This is a genomic window from Brachyspira pulli (assembly GCF_036997785.1).
GTDB lineage: Bacteria > Spirochaetota > Brachyspiria > Brachyspirales > Brachyspiraceae > Brachyspira > Brachyspira pulli.
Genome location: NZ_JAWLQI010000014.1, coordinates 13,941 through 37,972 on the forward strand (window position 1 = coordinate 13,941; position 24,032 = coordinate 37,972).

General features: G+C 27.7%; 20 protein-coding genes. 10 read left to right on the plus strand and 10 right to left on the minus strand.

The annotated features are described in order from the left end of the window. Positions 1–28: 28 nt before the first annotated feature. Complete coding sequence (locus R4K56_RS04780) at positions 29–181, minus strand: hypothetical protein (protein WP_335756751.1); 153 nt, start codon at positions 179–181, stop codon at positions 29–31. Between the two features lie 225 nt (positions 182–406). Here R4K56_RS04780 and R4K56_RS04785 point away from each other — a divergent pair, with 225 nt between their 5' ends. Beyond that, positions 407–802 (plus strand): rhodanese-like domain-containing protein, encoded by a 396-nt coding sequence (locus R4K56_RS04785; RefSeq protein WP_335756752.1) that lies wholly within the window; start codon positions 407–409, stop codon positions 800–802. Positions 803–879: 77 nt separating this feature from the next. On the opposite strand, the gene R4K56_RS04790 is transcribed toward R4K56_RS04785, so the two are convergent. Then, complete coding sequence (locus R4K56_RS04790; protein WP_335756753.1) at positions 880–1,245, minus strand: hypothetical protein; 366 nt, start codon at positions 1,243–1,245, stop codon at positions 880–882. Between the two features lie 30 nt (positions 1,246–1,275). After that, positions 1,276–1,521 (minus strand): hypothetical protein, encoded by a 246-nt coding sequence (locus R4K56_RS04795; protein WP_335772787.1) that lies wholly within the window; start codon positions 1,519–1,521, stop codon positions 1,276–1,278. Positions 1,522–1,855: 334 nt separating this feature from the next. Between R4K56_RS04795 and R4K56_RS04800 the strand changes: the two genes are divergently transcribed. The 7 genes from R4K56_RS04800 to R4K56_RS04830 all read left to right on the plus strand — a co-directional run bounded on the left by R4K56_RS04800 (position 1,856) and on the right by R4K56_RS04830 (position 10,879). Then, positions 1,856–2,587 (plus strand): LolA family protein, encoded by a 732-nt coding sequence (locus R4K56_RS04800; protein ID WP_335772786.1) that lies wholly within the window; start codon positions 1,856–1,858, stop codon positions 2,585–2,587. Between the two features lie 14 nt (positions 2,588–2,601). Continuing rightward, on the plus strand, positions 2,602–3,945 hold the full coding sequence (locus tag R4K56_RS04805; protein WP_335759260.1) for a helix-turn-helix domain-containing protein: 1,344 nt from the start codon (positions 2,602–2,604) through the stop codon (positions 3,943–3,945). 140 nt (positions 3,946–4,085) lie between these two features. Beyond that, positions 4,086–5,405 carry a 30S ribosomal protein S12 methylthiotransferase RimO gene (gene rimO / locus R4K56_RS04810; protein WP_335756758.1) on the plus strand — a complete coding sequence of 440 codons (1,320 nt, stop codon included), beginning with the start codon at positions 4,086–4,088 and terminating at the stop codon, positions 5,403–5,405. A gap of 20 nt (positions 5,406–5,425) precedes the next feature. Continuing rightward, the gene (gene clpX, locus R4K56_RS04815) at positions 5,426–7,240 is read left to right on the plus strand and encodes an ATP-dependent Clp protease ATP-binding subunit ClpX (RefSeq protein ID WP_335772785.1); all 1,815 of its coding nucleotides are present in this window, start codon (positions 5,426–5,428) and stop codon (positions 7,238–7,240) included. Between the two features lie 77 nt (positions 7,241–7,317). Further along, complete coding sequence (locus R4K56_RS04820) at positions 7,318–7,890, plus strand: RNA polymerase sigma factor (RefSeq protein ID WP_297299222.1); 573 nt, start codon at positions 7,318–7,320, stop codon at positions 7,888–7,890. Then, on the plus strand, positions 7,887–8,222 hold the full coding sequence (locus R4K56_RS04825; protein WP_335756760.1) for a hypothetical protein: 336 nt from the start codon (positions 7,887–7,889) through the stop codon (positions 8,220–8,222). The genes R4K56_RS04820 and R4K56_RS04825 overlap by 4 nt, the downstream gene beginning before the upstream one ends. A gap of 170 nt (positions 8,223–8,392) precedes the next feature. Next, entirely contained in the window at positions 8,393–10,879 is a 2,487-nt protein-coding gene (locus R4K56_RS04830; RefSeq protein ID WP_335756761.1) for an ATP-dependent Clp protease ATP-binding subunit, read from the plus strand. Positions 10,880–10,941: 62 nt separating this feature from the next. Here the strand turns inward: R4K56_RS04830 and R4K56_RS04835 are convergent, their stop codons facing one another. Together R4K56_RS04835 and secA are read right to left on the minus strand one after the other, a co-directional pair. Further along, entirely contained in the window at positions 10,942–11,523 is a 582-nt protein-coding gene (locus tag R4K56_RS04835; protein ID WP_335769591.1) for a DNA/RNA non-specific endonuclease, read from the minus strand. 216 nt (positions 11,524–11,739) lie between these two features. After that, complete coding sequence (gene secA, locus R4K56_RS04840; protein ID WP_335772784.1) at positions 11,740–14,685, minus strand: preprotein translocase subunit SecA; 2,946 nt, start codon at positions 14,683–14,685, stop codon at positions 11,740–11,742. Between the two features lie 446 nt (positions 14,686–15,131). On the opposite strand from secA, the gene R4K56_RS04845 reads away from it, so the two are divergent. Then, positions 15,132–15,989, plus strand: coding sequence for a DMT family transporter (locus R4K56_RS04845; protein WP_297299230.1), 858 nt, complete (start codon positions 15,132–15,134; stop codon positions 15,987–15,989). A 793-nt stretch (positions 15,990–16,782) separates the two neighbouring features. Continuing rightward, on the plus strand, positions 16,783–19,275 hold the full coding sequence (gene feoB / locus R4K56_RS04850) for a ferrous iron transport protein B (protein ID WP_335772531.1): 2,493 nt from the start codon (positions 16,783–16,785) through the stop codon (positions 19,273–19,275). Positions 19,276–19,438: 163 nt separating this feature from the next. On the opposite strand, the gene R4K56_RS04855 is transcribed toward feoB, so the two are convergent. The 5 genes from R4K56_RS04855 to R4K56_RS04875 all read right to left on the minus strand — a co-directional run bounded on the left by R4K56_RS04855 (position 19,439) and on the right by R4K56_RS04875 (position 23,974). Continuing rightward, a complete protein-coding gene (locus R4K56_RS04855) occupies positions 19,439–20,242 on the minus strand; it encodes a hypothetical protein (RefSeq protein ID WP_335757645.1) in 804 nt (267 codons plus the stop codon). A gap of 23 nt (positions 20,243–20,265) precedes the next feature. Then, positions 20,266–21,015 carry an SDR family oxidoreductase gene (locus R4K56_RS04860; RefSeq protein ID WP_335757646.1) on the minus strand — a complete coding sequence of 250 codons (750 nt, stop codon included), beginning with the start codon at positions 21,013–21,015 and terminating at the stop codon, positions 20,266–20,268. A gap of 39 nt (positions 21,016–21,054) precedes the next feature. Then, a complete protein-coding gene (locus R4K56_RS04865) occupies positions 21,055–22,179 on the minus strand; it encodes a hypothetical protein (RefSeq protein WP_335757647.1) in 1,125 nt (374 codons plus the stop codon). A 634-nt stretch (positions 22,180–22,813) separates the two neighbouring features. Further along, entirely contained in the window at positions 22,814–23,368 is a 555-nt protein-coding gene (locus tag R4K56_RS04870) for a DUF2271 domain-containing protein (RefSeq protein ID WP_335770118.1), read from the minus strand. Positions 23,369–23,464: 96 nt separating this feature from the next. Next, positions 23,465–23,974 carry a nitroreductase family protein gene (locus R4K56_RS04875; RefSeq protein ID WP_335772530.1) on the minus strand — a complete coding sequence of 170 codons (510 nt, stop codon included), beginning with the start codon at positions 23,972–23,974 and terminating at the stop codon, positions 23,465–23,467. Positions 23,975–24,032 lie beyond the last annotated feature (58 nt).

Here is a 24,032-nt window from a genome sequence, read left to right on the forward strand (position 1 = left end):
TGTTTTTTCCATTTTAATAATTAGTTAATTACTTAGAAGAATCCTTTACTATGTTTTTTATATATTCATCATCTTCTATAATATTTATAGAATCTTTTTTATTTTCTTCTTTTTTATTTTTGTCAGCACAAGATAATACTAATATCATCATAGCTAATAAACAACATATCTTTTTTACCATAAAAAAATTATCCGCTAAAAATAATTGTATTAATTATATAATAATAACAAATAAAAATAAAGAAAGTATAAGAAAATATATCATAAAATATTTATGTAATAATGAATTTTTTTAAAATATATAATTTATTTTTTATTATTAAAAACTGTTTGACAAAATATATAAATATAATATTATGTTAATTAATAAAATTTATAAAAAATAGTTAAAAGGAAATATAAAAAAATGAAAAAGTCTTTATTGTATTTTGGCATTATTTTATTATTTTTATTTCTAATGCTCTCTTGTTCCAAAAAAACTTATAATGATATTAATTTAAAAAAAGCATTAGATTTAATGACAAAATCTACTAATTTAATTTTATTAGATGTAAGAACAGCAGAAGAGTATATGGCAGGCAGCGTACCAAATTCAGTTAATATTGATGTTATGAATACTGATTTTATAAGTAAGATAAATCTTTTGGATAAAAACAAAGATTACATAGTTTATTGTAGGAGCGGAAACAGAGCTTCAATAGCTTCTAGTATAATGTCTACAAATGGATTTTTAAATGTTTATAGTTTGGTAAATGCTAATTATGAAGATTTTGTAAATGCGGTATTAACTAATAATCAATAATTATTTAATTAAATATTTAGTGAATAAAAAATAAGCAAGGAGATTTTTTCTCTCCATGCTTATTTTTTTATATTTTATTATGCTTTTATTTCGTTTATAGCATTTTCAATATTATCTGATATTTTAATTTTCTTATGTGCTTCTAATGATTTTAATGACCATTTTGCATATTCATTTAATCCTGTTAATATCATTGTCCCGCCTCTGAACTCAAGCACTTTTTGTGTTTCAATCATTAAATATATAGCATTAGAAATTATATATTTAATATTGTTTCTAAAATATATTATTATGTTTCTAGCACCATTTTCTAATAATCTATTTAATATATTGTATAGGTCATTATATATATTTTTATTAATATCCATTTTTATAACTAAAATTATATTATGTTCATTTTTTAATATGTATTCTTCTATATGATTATTATAATTATTTTTCATAAACTTAAAAAACTCCTTATATACAATTTTTTATAATAAATTTCCTCCTTCTCTAAATAAGTCAACTTTTTCTTTTAATGTATCATATAGCCTTAAGAAACTCGGTAAAGATAAATATACTGCTGTTTCTACATCAACAATTCCTTCATTATGTATTTCATTTCCAAGAAGAAGTATTATTTCTTCATCATTTTGTATTATTGCACTTCTATTGCTATATATGTTTTTAGATTTAGATAAATTGTATTTTGTATTATTTATTTCTTTTATTTTCATATTATTCCTCCTAATTAAAAAATATTATTAATAATAATGTGATATTTTTAATAATTATTTTTGTGTTAAATAATATACTTTAATTTTTAAATAAGTCATTAATGTGAAGTAATATATAGTTCCTATAATTTGTAAATACTACATATTTTAATAAAAAAATTAATTTTCACACTCGTTTTTTGTTAAAAATGAGTATGAAACATGTTGGTTCTTTAATAATATTTAATGATTTTAAATAAAAAAATAAAATGCTTGTTTTTTATGTATTTTTATTATATCATATTAAATTAGTATAGATGTAATTTATTTAAATCAAGGAAAAATTAAAATATTTATGAAAAAAATTGCTATATTTATTATATTATTAATTAGTATGCAATCAGCATATACCCAAATAATGACACCGGAAAAAGTTGTCAGTATGATATCCAATAGATTCACTAAAATTAACGGTTTTTCAGCTAATTTTGTGGAAAGGAACGGAGAAAAGATATCTTACGGTACAGTTATAACTAAAAATCCTAATCTATTTAGAATGGAATATAGTAGAGGCGGAAATGGACAGTCAATATATTGTAATGGTGAAACATTATGGATAATATTTCCTAGGAATAATGTTGTAGCTGAGCAAAAGTTAAATTATGGTGATTCAGGTGCTATATATACAGCTGAAGGAATATTAAGACTTACAACTAAATTTAATATAGATTTTTATGATGAAAGGGAATTAGTATCACTTAATAGTTTTAATGATTCAGACTTAGGTATTGCTAAATATAATAGTTCATCTTATGCAGGTAATGATACTAGAAAAGCTTATCATATGCTTTTAACATCTAAGCAAGCTAGTGTAGATAGAACAGGTTTTACAAAGATTCATTTATGGGTTGATAATACAGGTATGATTATAAGAATATTAGGAATAACAACAACTAATGTTCCTGTAGAGTATTTATTTACAAGCATTAGATATAATCCTAGATATGAAGATGGAAACAAGGATTTTGAACCAACTATAGATGAAAATATGCAAGTTTTGAAAGATGGTTTAGTACCAAATAATTAACTTTAAGGATTTATATGGAAACTATTGGTCAAATATTAAAGAATGCTAGAGAAAAAAAAGGGCTTACTATAGAAGAACTTGAGGCTACTACTCATATAGTTGCCAGATTTATAAAAGCTTTAGAAAATGAAGAATTTGATGTATTGCCTGGCGAAATATATGTAAAAGGATTCATTAAGAATTTAAGTGATAAATTATCTTTAGATGCTAATATGGTTCTTGAGAGATACAATTTACAAAAAAATGGTATAAAATCAGAACAAGACCTATTAAAGAATACTAAAAATAATAAAGTTTTCAAGAAAGCAAAGGAAACTCCTAAAGAAAGTACTGAACAAGAAAACAGTACTCCTAAAGAAAAAGAAACCCCTCCTAAAGAGAGTTTAAAAGATACAATTAATTCAGAAAAAAATGAAGAAAAAACAATAAAAGAAACTAATAGAAAGAATAAAAATATAAGTTCTACAAGTAATGCTGAAACAGATTTGCTTTTTATGCCAAAAAAGGACTTGTACAAATTAAGAACTAGAAATACAAGACCTATAATGCCTACAGTTATTATTATACTTGCTATTATTGTTGTTATAGCAGTTATTGTTGTTAATAGAAACAATATATTAGGATTATTTTCTTCTAATAAAAAGCAAAACAGACCAGAAACTGAAATATCAAAGAATATAGTTGATAGTAAAGCTAAACAAAGTGTAAAAGTAGGTGATGTTATATATTTTAAGCCTTTAGGAATTTCAGCTACAATAAAATTTAACACTATAGGTAATGTTGTACATATCAATATAAACGGACAGGATTTATCTTTTTCTAAAAGCAATCCTATAATATTAGATTTGAATGGAAATGGTATAAATGATTTCAAAATAAGTGTTGTAGAAGTTTATGATAATTCTGCTACAGTTGAAATGGAAAGATTAGAAGAAAATCAAATGGTTAATACTGGTTATAGTAATGATATTGAAACTCCAGAGCTAAATGCTAATTATAATGGCGGAAATCTTTCTACTAATCTTACAGTAATTAATGGTGAAACTTACATAGAACAGGATACAGAAAAAGTTGATATCAGAATAGAGATAACAGCTAAACATTTTGTATATGTTAGATATTTTATAGATTCTAATAGACCAGCTACTACAAACCTTTTAAGCGGTAAAACATTATATTTAGAAGCTAAAGATGTTGTTATGCTTACTATAGGTAATGCTGGAGAGGTTGTAGTAAAAGTTAATGGAAAAGTTATTAATGTTGGTGCTTCAGGTGAAACAGTTAATAAGACTATAAAATGGGTTAAGAATTTGAATGATTCTACTAGATATAATCTTATTATGTCAGATACTAAATAATAATTCCGATTATAGTTTCTAAATAAAGTATTTTTGCTTGTAATATTTAGTAAATAAAAATAGTTATTATTAAAAAATAAAAATTGACTATTTTGATAATTTAAGTATATTTAAAATAATAAAGAAAAAGGATAATCACTTTGCAGAACATATATTTACATAGTTTAGGCTGTGAAAAAAATACAGTTGACGGCGAACATATATTAGCTATTTTAAATAAAAATGGATTCAAGGTAGTAAATAATCCGGAAGAAGCAGATGTTATAGTTATAAATACATGTGCATTTATTGAAGATTCCAAAAAAGAATCCATTGATGCTATATTTGATCATTCTATGTATAAAAAGTACGGAAAATGTAAAAGATTAATAGTATCAGGCTGTATGAGTGAAAGATATAAAGATAATTTCCTCGATATGTTTAAAGAAGTTGATTCCGCTATAGGCATACATGATTTAGAAAAGATACTTACTGCTGTAGAAAAAGACGGTTTCCATGATGCTGAAAATAATAAAGAATATAAAGAGTATGGTGACAGGGTTAATACCGGTTCAGATTACAGTGTTTATATAAGAATAAGCGACGGATGTCATGCAAACTGCAGTTTTTGTGCTATTCCAAGTATAAGGGGAAAGCATAGAAGCAGAAAGATTGAAGAGATAGTAAAAGAAGCTGAAAATTATGCTAAAAAAGGTGCTAAAGAAATCAATTTGATAGCTCAGGAAACAACATTTTATGGATATGATATATATAGTAAATTAGCTTTGCCGGATTTGCTTAAAGAACTTTCTAAAGTAGAAGGCATTGAATGGATAAGAGTATTATATCAAAATCCAGTTGTTTTGAATGATGAAATAATAGATGCATTTTTTAATACAGATAAAGTAGTACCATATTTTGATATACCTTTACAGCATGTTGATAAAGAAATATTAAAAGATATGAACAGAGGTACAAGAGGATACAAATTCTACAGAGAAATGATTGATAAAATAAGAAGCTACGATAAAAATGCAGTTATAAGAACATCATTAATAGTAGGATTTCCAGGAGAAACAAAAGAGTCATTTAAAAAGTTATTGAAATTTGTAAGAAAAGCTGAGCTTGATAGGGTAGGTGTATTCACTTATTCTGAAGAAGAAAATACAAAGGCATTAACATTAAATAAGCCTAAAATAAGCAGACATACTAAAATGATGCTTAGAGAAAAACTTATGAAAGAGGCTATAGAAGTTTCTGAAAGAAGATTAGAAAGATTTATAGGACAAACTATAGATGTATTGATAGAGAAAAAAGAAGATGATGATAAGTTTATAGGCAGAAGTAAATACGATGCTCCTGAAGTTGACGGATATGTTGAAGTTTATATAGAAAATGATAAAAAAATCAATATAGGTGATATTGTTAAGGTAAATATAACTCATAATACAGAATATGATTTAATAGGTAATTTAGTTTAAATAATTTTTAGGAGAAAATTATGAAGAAAAAAGATGAAAAACCTAAATCCGAAGAAAAATATAAAGATAGGGAAGATGCCTTTAGAGTGTATTTTGAAATAATCACTAAAATCGTTTATACATTAAATTTAATATCTGACAGAAATGATATGACTAGAAGATTGTCAAGTAATATAGACAGAGCATTAGGTTATGATGATGAAGTTGTATCAAATAATGAAAAAACATTAAATAATGCTAATGAAATAGATTTGCTTGTTAATTCTTTAAAAGGCGATGTAAGAAAAATATCTACTTTCAAGAAATATAATTTTAATATAGAAAAATTTATAGCTGAAAGAGAATTAAATTTAGATGAGAGATTTATATTATATTCAGTTTTAGTATATACAATTTACGGTGATTCAATGTCAGCAATATCTATAAGAAGGATATTAGAGCTTATAACATTGAATTCTGATATTTATATAAATAAGTACCATTATTTTGATTCAAAAAGCAAATTAATGTCAAGCGGTATATTTGTATTATCTCATGAGCCATATCCAAGCGGCGGAATATTAGAGATAAGCAATACATTAGTAACTTTTGTAAATTCCAAAGTTATTTTTGCTTTTTTGGAGAAAGATAATTATGGTATAATAGAAGGTATTCTTAATAACGAAGAAGTTATAAGGAAATACACATCTGAAAATAAATTTAATGGCAAGAAGAAATCTTCAGAATCTGCTATTTTAACACCTAAGGAGATAGTATCAGAGTTAGATAAAACAGTGATAGGTCAAGATGAGGCTAAAAAGGCATTAGCTGTTCATGCTTATCTACATTGTCTTAGAATAAATGGAAATAAAGAAATTCCATTTAGATCTAATATACTTATGATAGGGCCTACAGGTGTTGGTAAGACTTATTTAGTTAAGACATTAGCAGATATTTTAGGACTTCCTTTTGCCCGTGCTGATGTTACCACACTTACAGAAACAGGCTATGTAGGTGATGATGTAGAGGTTGTACTTTATAATTTATATAGAAAAGCTAATGGCGATATAGAAAAAGCTCAGCATGGTATAGTATTTTTAGATGAAGTTGATAAAATTGCAAAAGCAGATGCACATCAATCAACTACAGGCAATCCTTCTGATAAAGCAGTGCAAGAGGCTTTACTTTCTATGATGAATGGAGAGGATATTAGGGTTCCTGAGTTCGGTGACAGACGTATGATGCATTCAAGTGACGGCATACTTATGAATACTAAAAATATATTATTCATATTTGGTGGTGCTTTTGTAGGACTTGATGATATTATAAAGATGCGTCTTAAAGGAGAAAGCAGTTTAGGTTTCGGTTCCAATGCTGTTATTAATAAACTTCAAAAAGATAGGATATTGAGTCAGGTTGATGTTAAAGATATAGAAAAATATGGTATGATACCGGAGTTTATAGGAAGAATACCTATAATAGTAACATTGAATGAGCTTACAAATGAAAATTTAAAAGATATCTTGACAAAAACTTCAGAATCTCCTATTATAAAATATACAGACTTTTTTAAGAGTATAGGTAAGAAGTTAACAGTAACGTCTGAAGCTATAAACTTTATAGTAGATAAAGCTTCAAGTATGAATATGGGAGCTAGATCATTAAAAAGTATTGTTGAAACAGCAATGGTCAATATACTTTTTAATTTAGATGGTGTAAAAGGAAACGCTTTGACACTTACTAAGTATGATATAGAGTGTGCGTTTAATGAGAAAGAGGCAGTAAATTCAAGCAATGATAAGAAAAAATTAGATGGTTCTAATAAGAATTTCTTGAAAGAAAGTTATATGGCTTGATTTTACTTAAATGTTATTGTATTTGTTATAAATAATGTGTATATTATTTAAGAACAGTTAAATTGGAGTTTGTAGAGATGATAGAAATAAAAGAAAAAGAATTATTAAAAGATTATGAATTAATAGAGGCACATAAGAAAGGTGATAATGAAGCATTAGATATATTGTTAACTAGATATAAAAACTATATATTTAATTTATCATATCGTTTTATGCATAACTATGAAGATGCTATGGATTTGACACAAGATGTATTAATACGTGTTTATAAAGCCATAGACAGATATGAAGAACGCAATTACTTTAAAGGTTGGTTATACCGTATAATAAGTAATACAGCTATCAATATGTATTCAAAAGCTTATAGAAGAGAATCACCTTACTTAGAAAAATTAGAAGTAGTAGATGATAAAAGATATAATACAGAAAAAGAATATGAAAGAATATATCTGCAGGAAAAGATATACAATGCATCTACTAAATTGAAGGGAAAACAAAGAGATGTCTTTATATTGAGGTATTATGAGAATTACTCATATAAAGAAATAGCAGATATTTTAAATATATCAAGCGATTCTGCTAAGAGTAATTATTCTTATGCTCTTAAAAAAATGAAATCGCTATTAGAAAAAGAAAGGACTCTTTTATGAAACTACATGAGATGATGCAATTTAAAAGCAAAATCGAAAAAAAACGACATTATTTCGACTTGCCAAGTTTGCCAGATAGAGAATGGCAGTACATGTTGCAAAGAGCTAAAATGGAAAATATAAAAAATACAAAGATAAATCCATTCTATGCTTTTATGTGTTCAGCTAGACTTTCTTTTGCTCTATCTACAGCAATCGTTTTGGCATTAGTATTCTCATTACTTTATTCAGCTCCTAACAGTAATGATAATAATAATTTGAATGTAAATACTGCATCAACTACTAGAACTAATGTAAATGTTGTTAATGTAGCTAATAGTAGTTTTATTTGATTAAAAGATATTCATCATTTATACTATATTAGGCATTATCATCAATTATATAGTTAATGTGTGTTATTGATTAGCTATTAAGGCTATAGTATATTATAGCCGATAATAGCTATTAAAAAATAAAATTTATTTCAAAGTATATAATATTATTATATATACAGGATTATAATATGTTTCAATTCCATTTAACAAGTAAAGCAAAAAAGGTTATAGAATTATATGCTCAGGAAGAAGCTAAAAGATTAAATCATGATATGGTAACTCCAGAGCATATTCTTTTAGGGTTATTGCATGAATCAGAGGCTTTAGCTACTCGTGTTTTGATGAGATTGAAAATAGATTTGGATAGATTAAAATTAGAATTAGAATCTACTATGGTAAAATCTTCCTCTACTAAGGTATTTGGAACTTTACCTACAGCACCTAGAGTGCAAAAACTAATTAGTAGATCAGCTGAAGAAGCTAGGGCTTTAAGCCATAATTATATAGGCACAGAGCATTTGCTTCTTGGTTTATTAAGAGAGGAAGGCGGTACTGCTTATAATGTACTTACAAGTTTAGGACTTGAACTTACTGTATTAAGACAGGAAATATTAAAAATGCTTGGTGTTGCAGGCAGCGGTGCATCTTCTTCAGAGCAAACTCATCAAGATGATACTGTAAAAAAAGTAAAAACTCCTACATTGGATCAATTTGCACGTGACTTAACTAAAATGGCACGTGATAAGGCTCTTGATAGAGTAATAGGCAGATCAAATGAGGTTATGAGAGTTGTTCAAATTCTTTCAAGAAGAAAAAAGAATAATCCTATACTTCTTGGCGAACCTGGTGTAGGTAAAACAGCTATAGTTGAAGGTCTGGCAGAAAAAATAGTTGCCGGAGATGTACCAGATATACTTCTTAAAAAACGTGTACTTACTCTTGATTTATCTTCTGTTGTAGCTGGTACAAAATACAGAGGTGAATTTGAAGAAAGAATAAAAAATATTGTTTTAGAAATTAAAAAAGCTAATAATATTATCATATTTATAGATGAGCTTCATACATTAATAGGTGCAGGCGGTGCTGAAGGTGCTTTAGATGCTGCTAATATGTTAAAACCGGCACTTTCACGCGGTGAGATACAATGTATAGGTGCTACTACTATTAATGAATATAAAAAATATATAGAAAAAGACGGTGCTTTGGTTAGAAGATTTCAGCCTATCAATGTTGAAGAACCTAGCATAGAAGATACTATAGAAATTTTAAACGGTATAAAAGGTAAATATGAGGAACATCATAAAGTAAAATATACTGATGAAGCTATTGCAGCAGCAGCTATTTTGAGTAAAAGATATATATTTGAAAGACATTTACCAGATAAAGCAATAGACTTAATAGATGAAGCAGGTTCAAGAGCAAGACTTCTTAATATGACTAGACCAGCTGAGTTTAAAGATTTAGAAAAGAAAATAGAAGAACTCAATCAAGAAAAGAAAAATGTTGTTGATAATCAAAACTTTGAAGAAGCTGCTAAAATAAGAGATGAAATTACCGCATTACAGGAAGAACTTACTAAAAAAGAAGAAAAATGGCGTGAAGAACGTGATAAGATAGAAACATTTATAGAGGAAGATGATATAAGATACGTTATATCTGAAATTACAAATATCCCTATAAAGAGATTATTAAATTCAGAAAGTAAAAGACTTATAGATATGGAAGAAGAGCTTCATCAAAAAGTTGTAGGACAGCAAGAGGCTATAGCTTCTATATCAAGAGCTATAAGAAGAAGCAGAGCAGGATTAAAAACTTCTAAAAGACCTTTAGGAAGCTTTATTTTCTTAGGCCCTACTGGTGTTGGTAAAACTGCTTTAGCTAAAGTGCTTTCAGAGTTTATGTTTGGCGATAGCGATGCTCTTATTAGAATAGATATGAGTGAATTTATGGAAAAATTTGCTGTAAGCAGACTTATAGGAGCCCCTCCAGGATATGTAGGTTATGAGGAAGGCGGCGGACTTACTGAGAAAGTAAGAAGAAAACCTTATTCACTTATACTTTTTGATGAGATAGAAAAAGCTCACCCTGATGTTACTAATATTCTTTTGCAGGTGCTTGAAGAAGGTCAGCTTACTGATAATTTTGGAAGGAAAGTTGATTTTTCTAATACTATCATCATTATAACAAGCAACTTAGGTGCTAGAGATATTGTTAAAGGAAGTTCTTTAGGATTTAATGCTGTGGGAAGCGAAAAAGATGCTAATGATATAAAGAACTTTGCTTTAGAAGAACTAAAACAAAACTTTAACCCAGAGTTCTTGAATAGAATAGATGATATTATAGTATTCCATACACTTACTAAAGAAGATCTTAAAGACATTATTAATATAATGCTTAAAGAGTTAAATGAGGCTATAAAAGAAAGAAATATAGTTATCAACTTATCTGATGAAGCTAAAAACTATATAATAGATAAGGGTTTTGATAAGAAGTATGGTGCTAGAAGTTTGAGAAGAGCTATACAAAAAGAAATAGAAGATTATGTAAGTACAGAAATACTTTTTGGTAATATAGAAGAGGGTGATATAATTAATGTTGATGCTAATGATGGCTCTTTGATATTTTCTTATACAAAGTCTGTTAAGACTGAAGATAAGGAATTATCTAAAAGTTAGTTAACATACTCCTATAAATATTTAAGACGCTTCAAAATTGTTTGATAATTTTGAGGCGTTTATTATTTGTAGTTATTGGTTATTATTGTATTTGTGAATATCTTTATTATTCTGTAATTAGTGTAATCTTGTTCTACTTTATAATTGATTTTTATTATATTTGGACGCATATTTGTGTATATGTAATTTATATCTATTATTATATCTTCTACTTTTCCATGGTTATTTAGTATATCTTTCCATTCCATTTCCATTTTTAGCATTTCGCCTGTATTAACGTTTTTATTTATTGGTATGATATTATCAATATTAGGAGAACCTCCAAACTGCCTTCCAATGATATGTCCTCCATGATCTTGTTCTTTTATTCCATAAAGTTCTACTATCTTTCTTTGGGCATAATTATTTCTTTTTGCATTGGATAATATTAGGCTTTCTTTTCTTATTACTTTGTATATTCTTGACAGATTATCAGTGTAATATATTGTTTCGTCTATATTGTATACGATATTTTTTTTGATATATTCTATTCTGTTTATTTTTTCTAAATGAGATTTATCATTTTCATTTTTTATAATGTATACTTCTTCTGTATAACAGCATAGGGTTATGCTTAAAAATATTAAACAAATATATTTTTTCATAGTTTTAATATTATTAATTAATATCAATTAGAAATTATAATTTATATTTTAATGTCGGCAACATATTAAAAGATTACTTTTTTATTTTTTTATAATGAAATTCATCTTATATTTGGTATAATTATGATGTTTGATTAAAATATTATTTGATTTTTGTCAATAAAAAAGGCATATATAGTAAATATACATGCCTTTTATAAAATAAAAATTTATTTTTTATTGCTGATTATTATCTTTTCCATGGCAATATTTATATTTTTTACCGCTTCCGCAAGGACAAGGATCATTTCTACCTATTTTTTGAGTCATTTTCACATTAGCTTGTGCCATTCTAGGTTTATTTGATACATTTTGAGGAGCTCCGCCATTCATAGCACTTGTATTTCCTTTTTCTTCAACACCGCCGTCAAAAGCACTTTCTCTTTCAATAGCATCAAATGAATTAGGAACTATTCTGACTCTCATTATAAGGTTTACAAGCTCATTATGTATAACATCCATTGTAGCAACAAACATTTTATAACCTTCAAGCTTATATTCTGTAAGAGGGTTCTTTTCAGCATATCCTCTAAGTCCTATACCTTCTCTTAAACTATCCATAGCAAATAAATGATCTTTCCATCTATTATCTATTATTGATAGGAATATATTTTTTTCTACTTCTCTGAATATTTTAGTATCTACCATTTCAGCTTTTTTTCTGTATGCCTCAAGTAATATATTTGTAAGGTTCTTTATAGCATTATCAACTCCGCCTTCTACAGCTTTATTGGCAGCTTCTTCATCAATACCTATTAAATAACTATTAAGCCATTTTGTAACTTCCACAGAATCAACATTCTTTTTATTATTGCTTATATCTTTAATAGTATCTTCAGTTACTTCTGCAATTATTTCTTCTATTCTAGGAGATATATCTTCAGAGTAAAGTATATAATCTCTTTCAGCATAAACAGCCATACGCTGCTGATTCATAACATCATCATATTCAAGCAAATGCTTTCTTATATCGAAGTTTCTGCCTTCAACTTTTCTCTGAGCATTTTCTATAGATTTATTTAGCCATTTATGACCTAATTCTTCTTCTTCGCCCATTCCCATAGCAAGCATCATTTTAGAAACTCTTTCACCGCCGAATAAACGCATTAAATCATCTTCAAGAGATAAGAAAAATACACTAAGTCCTGGGTCTCCCTGTCTTCCGCTTCTACCGCGTAACTGATTATCAATACGTCTTGCCTCATGTCTTTCACTACCTATTACATGCAATCCGCCTACAGCCAATACTTTTTCTTTATCTGTTTTAGCTTTTTCATTTATCTGTATAATTCTGTCAATTTTTTCTATCATTTCTTCAGCATTATTCTTTTGAGCCAATTCTTTAGCTTCTTCAATTTTTCCAGATATAACGCTTCTTACAAATGCTTCTTTATAAAGGTCTATTGATTTTACTTTCTTTGTTAATTCTTCTTTTTTATAAGGATCTCTCTCTTTGAATGCTTTATCTCTCATAAGTACAAGTATTTGCTCTATTTCAGCAACACCTTTAGCAACTGGGTTACCTCCAAGTACAATATCTGTACCACGCCCTGCCATGTTTGTAGCAAGTGTAACTGCTCCAGGTTCTCCTGCCTGTGCTATGATTTGTGCCTCTCTTGAGTGGTTTTTAGCATTCAAAACTTCATGGTTTATCTTATGTCTTTTGAATACTTTTGATAATTCTTCGTTCATTTCTACTGATACAGTACCAACCAAAGCAGGTTTTCCGGCATCTTGAAGTTCTTTTATGTATTTTGCTAATGCCTCAAATTTAGCCTTTTTAGTTCTGTAAATTCTATCTGATAAGTCTTTTCTAGCTATAGGCTTATTAGTAGGTATAACGGCAACGTCTAATTTGTATATTTTGTAGAATTCTTCAGCTTCTGTTTCAGCAGTACCAGTCATACCTGAAAGTTTAGGATACATTCTAAAATAGTTCTGGAATGTAATTGTAGCATAAGTTTGAGATTCATTTTGTATGGCAACTTTTTCTTTAGCTTCTATAGCTTGGTGAAGTCCGTCGCTGTAGCGTCTTCCTTCAAGTACACGGCCTGTAAATTCATCTACTATTAAAACTTCTCCGTCTGTAACCATATAATCAACATCACGTTTGAATACTTTATGTGCTTTCAATGCCTGATTAACATGGTGAACTATTGTACTGCTTTGAGCACCATATAAGTTTTCAACATTGAGTAGTTTTTCTACTTTATGTACTCCTTCTTCTGTAAGGTATACGTTTTTATCTTTTTCATCTAATACATAATCACCAGTGCCTGCAACTTCACGCATTCTTTCATCAACTTCAGCCTGTTTAAGCATAGGTATTATTCTGTCAATTTCATAGTACATTTTTATATTTTTCTCAGCAGGGCCTGATATAATAAGTGGGGTTCTAGCTTCGTCTATTAAAATACTGTCTACCTCATCGACTATGGCAAAATAGAATTTTCTCTGAACTTTGTCTTCTTTTCTAGTTACCATATTGTCTCTTAAGTAGTCGAAACCGAATTCATTATTAGTACCATAAACAACATCGCAATTATAAACTGCTCTTCTTTCTGGGGAATGAGGTCTGGTATTATCAAGAATACCGACGCTTATACCAAGCATAGAGTATATAGGAGTCATCCATTCAGCGTCCCTTTTAGCAAGGTAATCGTTTACTGTAACTACATGCACACCTAAACCTGTTAAAGCATTAAGGTATACAGCAAGTGTAGCAACAAGTGTTTTACCTTCACCAGTTTTCATCTCGGCAATTCTTCCCTGATGAAGTACTGTTCCTCCCATTACCTGAACATCAAAGTGTCTCATACCTGTTGTTCTTATACTGGCTTCTCTTACTACAGCAAAAGCCTCCGGTAATATTGCATCTAATATATCTTGAAGTTTCTTCTTATTTTCATCTTTGCTTAAATCTAAATCTTCAGTTTTACAGCCTATGTGTTTTTCTACTCTTTCTCTGAATTCTTTTGTCTTATTAGTTAATTCTTCATTGCTTAATTTTTTTATTTCTTCTTCAAATGATAATGTTTTTTCTGCTATAGGTTTTAATACTTTAGCGTCATTTTGTTCTTTAGAGCCAAATATCAATTTGAATACTAAATCCATTGCTCCCATTCTATGTAAATCTCCTTATTAGATGATAAAATTGTCCAAATAATAACTATAAATAATAAAAATATTTTTTATTAAAACTTAATAATAACATAAAATGTAAATATAATAAAGTAGAAAATATATATTTTTGTTATGCTCTTGAATTGGTATATATTTGATTTGATAGCTTACAATCAGAAAATAAATATATTTATTTGCCAGATTTGGTTAGTTTTTATGATTTTTAACTATAATAAATCATTTAATTATTTATTATACTAATAAATTCTTATAGTAACATATAATAAGATTGTTTGCTATTGATTTATTAAACAAATAATATATTATTATCTTAATTAATTTTAGGGTTATTATTATGCAGTGAACTTCATAAAATTCATTTTTTATTCTTAAAATAACATATCCAATTAAATTTTTTACAATATTATAATATATAGAGGACAACAATGCTTCATGTTTTATTAGTAATCATAGGTTCTATTGCCTATGGTTTTTTGCCGATTTTTGTTAAGAATATTATTCCGTATAATTATTCTTCTCTTTCTATAGTTTTTTATAGATATTTAATTACAGCAGTTTTTTTATTTATAATTATTCTTGTTACTAAGAAAAGCTTCAAAATAACAAAAAGACAATTTATAGAATTATTTATATTCAGTGTTATAGGACTTGGATTAACATTTTTCTTTTTATCTCAGGCATTATTGTATATATCAGCAGGACTTACAAATATGATACACTTTGGATATCCTGTTATAGTATTGTTAATAATGATATTTATGTATAAAGAGAAGGCTAATATTTTAAAAGTGCTTTCAATGGTTCTTGCTATAACTGGTATATTCCTTCTCACAAAAGTTGTGCAAGTTGAATCATTCTTGGGAGTAATATATGCTCTTATAACTACAGTTACTTATGGTGTATATATAGTGGCTAATAAGAAATGCAGTTTTGCTGAACTTGATACAATGGTTTCAGTTTTTTATATGTCTTTAATAGTTTCTGTAGTCTTTTTTATAGTTGGAATATTTACTAATAGTTTGCAATTATTGAATAATTTATATGTATTTTATAATTTTGCCGCAATAGCTTTACTTTGTACTATATTTTCACTTGGACTTTTGCTTTATGGTGTAAAGAAATTAGGTTCTTCGCTTGCTTCAATACTTAATATGTTTGAACCTACCACTACAGTCGTGGCTTCTATATTTATTTATAATGAAGATTTGACTATAAATATTGTTATAGGTTCAGTTTTAATAATACTTTCAACTATAAGTATGGTAATAGGAAGTAAAAACTAATACTGTGTTAATATAGAAATTTGTTATATGTTCTTTAATATAATTATTAAAAATTATAGTGATTAGTATATACCTAAACAATTATATTTTGTCAAAATAATTTTTTTAAATTTAAAATATTTGCGGGGCTTTGCCCCACACCCCAGTTCTTTTATTGATATAAAAGAACCAAAACAACTGCATTTTTAATCCAAATTTAGGATATATCCTATATTTAATAAGTATTTTTCAAATATAAAGTTCTAGCAATTGCGTTTTTTGCTACTTTTTTGTGCGACAAAAAAGTAGATAAAATTTATATAAAGTGCATCAGTTGACAAACTTAAAAATTTTCAGTATATAACCTAAACAATTATATTTTGTCAAAATAATTTTTTTAATTTAAAATATTTGCAGGGCTTTGCCCACCGCTCTGCGTGCTTACGCAGAACCCCAGTTCTTTTATTGGTATAAAAGAACCTATATCCTCGACAGGCTCGGATACGCTTCGCGAAAGACTGCATTTTTGACCTAAAACTAGGGTATTACACTATATTTAATATATATTCTTAAAATATAAAGTTCTAGTAATTGCGTTTTTTGCAACTTTTTTGAGCGACAAAAAAGTTGATAATATCTGTGTAAAGTCTATCAGTTGATAAACTTAAAAAAATTCAGTATAAATAGTATAGATTGTGTATTTTTTTGTATAATAAAATAACAAAAATATACTTTTTCTATTGACAATTTTATTTTAAATGTTAGAATACACTAACACTTTATAAATATGTTATAATTTTCAAGGAGAAAATTTATGAAATTAACAGAACTAGATATTGAAGAAGGTTTTGTTGTTGATAAAGTAGCCACTGACGGTGAAATTAGACAAAGAATTATAGAAATGGGATTTACCCCAGGAGCTAAAGGCTGGATTGTAAGAAAAGCACCTCTTGGAGATCCTATACAAGTTCATATTATGGATTATGAAATTTCTTTAAGAAAATCTGAAGCTAACGGTATAGAAGTTGCTAAGTCTGAAGTAGAAATAAAAAAAGAAAGAGTATTGAAGCATTCAGAACATCATAAAGAAGTAAAAGAAGATGATTCTTTGCTTATTGAAAACAAAGATGATATAGCAAAAAAAGTGAAGGTTCCGTCTAATAATACAAAATTAAAAGTTGCTTTGGCAGGAAACCCTAATTCCGGTAAAACTACTATATTTAATGCTTTAACAGGTGCTAATTATAAAGTAGCAAATTATCCGGGTGTAACTGTTGAAAAAAGACAAACTAACATGATGTATAACGGATACACTTATGATTTAATAGATTTACCCGGCGTATATAGTTTAAGTGCTTATTCACAAGATGAAGTTGTGGCATGCGATGTTCTTCTTAATGATAAGCCTGATTTTATAATAAATGTTATAGACTCTACAAATTTAGAAAGGAATTTATATCTTAGCTTACAGCTTATAGAATTAGGCATACCTATTATATGTGTTCTTAATATGTATGAACATGCAGAAAAGAACGGTATAAAAATAGATGAAAAAAAATTAGCAGAATTATTCAAACTTCCTGTAATGAAAGTTCATGGAAATAAATATGAAAGTGTTATTATGATACTTGAAAAAATAGAGGAGATGTATAAATCTGGTAATAAACTTCATCAGGATTCAGCTATAAGATACGGTGAAGAAGTAGAGAAGTCTATAAAAACTATTACTGATAAAATGCAAGGCGATATAAGCGATTTACATAAAAGATGGCTTGTTATAAAAACTTTAGAAAAAGATGAAAGAGCTATTCACTCTATTAGGAGAGAATGTAATAACGGCGGAGATGTAATAGAAACTTTAAATAAAGAAATAATAAAATTAGAAACTTCAATGAATGCCAAAACTGATTCTATAATGGCAGATAAAAGGTATTCATATATAAGAGGTGCTTTACAAGAAGCTGTTCATAAAGATAATATACAAGCATTTAATTTTACAGAGGCTGCTGATGTAATATTCTTGAATAAATGGTTAGGACTTCCAATATTTTTGGTTGTATTATGGTTAATATTTAAAGTAACTTTTACGGTTGGAGCTTATCCTCAAGGCTGGCTTGAAGCTGGAATAGGAGCATTGTCTGGTTTTGTAGGAGGACTTCTTCCAGAAGGTAGTTTGATACAGTCCGTTGTTGTTGATGGTATTATAGGCGGTGTTGGTGCGGTATTATCATTCCTTCCTCTTGTATTGATATTATTTACCGGAATTTCATTCTTGGAAGATTGCGGTTATATGGCAAGAGCAGCATTCTTAATGGATAAGATAATGCATAAATTGGGTTTGCATGGTCAGTCATTCATACCTCTTTTCTTAGGATTTGGATGTACTATTCCTGCAGTTATGGCGGCAAGAACTTTAAGAAGTAAAAAAGACAGAATAGTTACTGTTTTAATTACTACATTTATGAGCTGCGGTGCAAGACTCCCAGTTTATATATTATTTATAGGTGCTTTCTTCTCTCCAAAAATAGCTCCTTCAATTATGTTTAGTATATATATGATAGGTGTATTGATGGCATTTGTAATGGCATTCATATTTAGGAGAGCATTTTTCAAAGGAGAGGAAACTCCTTTTGTAATGGAACTTCCTCCTTATAGAATACCTAGAGCTAAGGCTGTATTAAGACATATGTTTGACAGAGGCTGGATGTATATTAAGAAAGCTGGTACTTATGTATTTGCTGCTTCAGTAATAATTTGGGCATTAATGACATTCCCTCAATATACACCTACAGAAGAAGATAATACAAGACTTATGAAAGAGGCTAAAGAATTGGCTGTTTCTCAAGGTTTAGATGTTAATGATGAAGAAGTACTAAATACTGAATATGACAGATTGGTTGCTTCTGAAGGTTTAAAACATAGTTATGCTGGTAAAATAGGTACATTTATAGAACCAGTATTAAAACCTTTAGGATTTGATTGGAGAATAGGAATTGGACTTGTAGCTGGAGGAGCGGCAAAAGAAGTTCTTGTATCTACAATAGCTCAAATAAAATCCATAGAAGATGGTGATGAAACAGTGCTTACAGAATCATTACAAAATGACCCTGTGTTTAATCCTGTTGTAGCATATACTTTATTGCTCTTTGTACTTTTATACTTTCCTTGTTTCGCTGCTGTTGGTGTTATAGGTTCTGAGATAGGTAAGAAATGGATACCTTTCTTAATGATTTATACATTGGCTGTTGCTTGGATAGTAAGTTTTATATTCTATCAAATAGCAGGAAGAATAACAGGTATTATATAAAGCCCATAAGAATAGTTTTTTAATATAGTGTTTTGCTCAAGGTTTTATTCCAAAATAAAGCCTTGGGCTTTTTTATTATATTGTTTTTTATATTAATATTTTTATAATGAATTAATTCTATTATAAAATATACAAAGTATGGCAATAAAAAATTGAATTAATATTATACCAATATGTATTCATTAAAAATATTCAAAGCATTAATTTTATTATATGAATCTCCGCCTCTCCAATGCATTAATTTTTCGGATAGTTCGGTATTTCTGTATTCTCTTTCTTCTTTGGCTTCTAAAATATCTAAATAGGATAATATTTCTAAAAGTATAATTCTTTCATTTTTTGAAGATGGGAAAATATCTTTTAAAGTTTTTTCTAATTTATTTGCTGAATCTTTTTCATTGTTGTATGAATCTATTTGTTTTAGAATATCATTAAAAATTTTTATATCATCTGGAGTAGGGGAGAATTCAAAATCATTAATTTTTTTTAATTCTTCTAAATCAAAATAAATATATGATAAATGTTCAAGTCTTACTCCTCCCCATTTATATTTTTCAAAATTATATACATTTCTATTTTTTAAATTAAAGTCATCGCCTATGATACCATAATTGTCATTGCATTCATTACAATATGATGATTTATTATTAATGAAGCTATGAATATTAATTTTTTTGACTAAGTATAAACTTGATATAAAACTTCTTAAATTTAATTGCCTAGTTGATAAACTGCATAAAAATGCTCTGGCTGTATTTTCAAAATTAATTTCTTTTACTAGATTATTTATTCTTATTATAAGTTCATCATGTTTAATAATTTTATCTGTAAAATCAAACATCAAACCTTTTTCTTTTGCATATAAAAAATCATCATCATTTATTTTATTATCATCAATCCAGCCGTTTTTCCAAAAATAATTAAATAATATTTTTTTAGCTTTCTTATCAGTTTCTATTATAGACATGTACTATCCTAATACAATAATATTTAAATATCTAATTTCCAGCCTTCATCATTATGATATATCATTAACTTAGTCATACCGCCGTCAACTGTGATATTTTCACCATTTATAAAATCATTATTACAAATAAACCAAGCAGTACTTGCAATATCGTAAGTATTTCCAACTTTGGCACTAGGATGCTGTAGAATATCTTCTTTGCTGAATTGAGCATTATCAATTGTGTTTATCCAACCCGGACTAATTGAGTTTACACGTACTTTATGAGATAAGCTTACTGCCATAGCATGAGTTAAAGCTATAATTGCACCTTTTGCAGCACTGTAGCTTTCACTGTCTTTTTGCGACATAAAAGCTCTTGTTGAAGCAATATTTATAATGCATGCTTTTTCATTAAAATGATTCATTAAATTTTTTGTAATCTCATAAGGTGCAGCTGCTCCTATTTTAAATATTTCTAAAAAGTCATCATAACAGCAATTACTTAAAAGTCCCTTATTTGAATAGCATGCATTATTTATTAGATAATCAACATTTACAAATTTTTCTATTACTTTATCTGTGAATGATTTGATAGATTTTTCATTATCAATATTATCATTAATAAATAAACATTCTCTGCCTATAGATTTTATTTGTTCAAATACTTTTAATCCATTTTCATTATCTTTATCAATAAAAGCTATATCGCAATTATTTTTAGCAAAGAATAAAGCTATTTCTTTTCCTATGCCGTTTGATGCACCAGTAATAACACATACTTTATTATTCATTTTATTAATCCTTTATTAATCATTATTAAGAAATAATTATCAAGTTTGCTGATGGAACATTGCAGTAATATTGCAGTCTGTACAAATTTCTATAAATAAAGTACCTTCTGCCATAGATTCAATAGTATGCCATTGAATTTGCATTAAGTATTTCATTTTCTTTCCGCAGTTTGGGCATTTCATATATTCCCAGTCCTGAACCCAATTAGCAAATCCGCCTATTGTATTTAAAGTATCATCGAATGCCCCATAAAATAAAGGCACTTCATGTTTTGAAAGAATATAATTATTATTATGCATTAAATTTAATTCTTCTTCCCCTATATAATTTTCTTCGGAAGCATAATAATTTTCAGACTCTTTATCGAAAGGAAGTATCTCGCTTCCTCCTTTTAAATCATACTTTGAATAAGTTGTATTATAAGTTACACAATTAGGACAGCATGAAGCCTTTATTATACCATCAACACCTATAAATTTTAGTCTTTCATCTCTGCCGTCAATAATAGCCATGTCCATATTTCTGCATCCGCATTCAGGACAATTATCATCTCTTAATGAAGCTATTATAATAGGGCTTTTTTCTTTTTCTTCTTTACTTTGGGCTTTATCTAAATAATAGCATTTATCAAAATTAAGTATTTGCCTTTTCTTATCTTTATCAAAAGTCCAGCCTGCACATTCAGCATAAACTGAAGGATCAACATAAAGTTTCTTTCTCCATTCTCTTGGATTCATTTCAAAATCATATAAACAGTCAAGCGAAACATCATCTCCCTGCATAGCTAAACATGATAATAAATTAGCTCCTTCAGAATAATCTTTAGTTGCTTTTATTCTTTTTATAAGTTCATCTCTTATTTCTTCACTTGCTTTATAATAAAATACTTCTGGATAATAGATTTTTTTCTCTAATGCTTTTTTTGCTATATCTTTTAAATCTATATTTCTATATGCAATTAAATCATAAATGTAAATGCCGTTTAATAATTCTTTATCAACATTTTTTTCTTTTAAATCTTTTACATATTTGTTTATTATTTCTTTTATCTCATCATCTGTTAAAGCAAGAGTTTTATTTCTTTCTTCCTCTGCCTTACATTTAAAGCATAAACCTTTATAACCCAATTCTGTTCCGCATTTATCACATTTATGTTCAAGCATATTTACACCTCAAATATAAATATTTTAATTGCTTTCATTATAGTAAAAAAAATACTATTTGTCAAAATTGTTTTATTCACGGTTTATATTTAAACAAATATATTTTGTCAAGAAATAAAGTAAAAATGTAGTATTTAATTAAAGTTTATTAAAGATATAAAGTACTTAGATTGATGGAGATAGTATTTATAAATAATATAAATTTCAAATATAGTATTAACAAACTTAAAAAATCAGTATATACCTAAACGACTATATTTTGTCAAAAATAATTTTTTTAATTTAAAATATTTGCAGGGCTTTGCCACCACGCACAGCACCCCAATTCTTTTGCGACCGAAGAAAGTACTGCGACTGAAAGGAGTACCTTTAAGTATAGTATTGGTATAAGGCACAGAGCCCGCCTTCAGCGAGAACCTATATCCTCGACAAGCTCGGATATGCTTCGCGAAAGGCTATATTTGGCTTAAATTTAGCAAATTATTTTACATATAGTACAATTTTAGTATGATTTAATACTAATTTTATACTTGCACTTTTTGCAACTTTGACGAAGTCCGCAGAGCGTGTGCGGCGGGAAAAAGTTGAATAAAAAAAATTACAAAGTTAAAAATTTTTAGTATATTAAAGCTTTTTATGGTAAAAAACTTACATTAACATTTCTTATTATATCCATATTTTTTGCTTCAGCTTTTGAATATTTAGCCTCTGATTTTTGTGAATTAGCTTGATTTCCTATATTTATAGAGGAAGTATAAACTACATTATTATCTTGATATATAGTAGCCTCTACAATTATTTTATATGTTCCGTCTTTTACTAATTGACCTTTACTGTCTTTACAATCCCAAACTATATTAACTTTACCTTGTTTAGGTGTTGCTTTAGATACAGCATCGATTATTTTTTTATCTATACTTGATGCATTAGCTTTTTTCTGCCAATTATTTAATGATAAAGGTCTTTTTTTCCAGCCTTCTCTTCTTCCAGTGAAATCTGTGATATATATAGTAGTTATATAATTTCCCTTATCATCTTCTGCCCAAACTGCTATTTGATTGCTTGCAAATCCTTCACGTTTGGTATAGTCAAATGTTATATTAACTTTCTTAGAATTGTTTTGAGCGTAATTTTCATTTACAAAAGAAGCGATAAAAATCATGAATATTATGATAATAATTTTTTTCATAAGACTTTCCTTATATTTTTTTATTTAGTAGATGTTTTTATTTATTATCATAATATTCTTAAAAGTATATCAAAACTTATTAATTATTACAGCCTATTAATATTTTTTATAATGTATTTTATTAGGTTCGAATCTTTCAGGCATTTGAGGTTCTGAATCAGGATATCCAACAACAACTATTCCTAAAGGTTTAATATGATCAGGCAAATTAAATAATTTTATTAAATCATTCATTCTTTCTTCTCTTGGAGCAACACCAAGCCAAACAGTACCTAAATCTTTAGCTTTAGCAGCTAGTAACATATTTTCTAAAGCAGCAGAACAATTTTGTTCCCAATAACTTTTTTTAAACTCATCAGATATATCACCGCATACTATTATAGCTACAGGTGCTTTATCTAGCATTTTTGAATATGGGTGAACTTCCATTATTTTATTTAATGTTTCTCTGTTTTTTACTACTATAAATTCCCAATTTCTTGCATTTCTAGCAGAAGGGGCATACATAGCAGCCTTTAATATGTATTCTATTTTTTCATCTTCTACATCTTTTCCAGCAATATAGTTTCTTATGCTTCTTCTAGTGAAAAAAATATCATCATTCATTTTTTTATTCTCCCAAAATAAATTGTTTTACTATTATAACATATAAACAAAAAAGTTG